Origin of the sequence: Bartonella capreoli (assembly GCF_902813205.1) — a bacterium.
GTDB classification, from domain to species: Bacteria; Pseudomonadota; Alphaproteobacteria; order Rhizobiales; family Rhizobiaceae; genus Bartonella; species Bartonella schoenbuchensis.
Window position 1 is genome coordinate 1 of sequence record NZ_CADDZX010000203.1, and the last position, 454, is coordinate 454.

1 protein-coding gene is annotated in these 454 nt (G+C 32.4%); it reads left to right on the forward strand.

Going from position 1 to position 454, the window contains the following annotated elements:
• Positions 1–363: 363 nt before the first annotated feature.
• Positions 364–454: twin-arginine translocase TatA/TatE family subunit (locus J7R05_RS08055; protein ID WP_208541855.1), on the forward strand; the 91-nt coding region annotated here is incomplete at its 3' end.

Here is a 454-nt window from a genome sequence, read left to right on the forward strand (position 1 = left end):
TACCAGAGAGGTGAGCGATTGCACGGATGGTACTGTTTTTAAAAGGCAAAGTTTGGGCCATACGACTAGAGCTTACAGGACGATTTAGTAACCCGACAAAACAGATAAATCTGCTTTAAGAAAAGAGATTTCAAGCATTTTGAATTTAGTTTGAAGCGGGTTATTATTTTTAACGTATTTGCGTTTATTATAATACGCTAAGTAAAAGGAAAAAGAGGTTAAAAAGCCAGCTTACAATAAATAACATACGATTGCATCTAACTTGGGAAGAAAATATACAAGTAAAACTCCATTATATTTGATATATTTCTCAGAGTAAACATGAAAAAATGAAATCAAATTGAAAAGCAATGAGCGAGAGTAATGGGTAATATTTTTTCACCAACGCATTTAATTATAATTTTATTGATTATCCTTGTGCTTTTTGGGCGTGGCAAGGTTTCTGAATTAATGG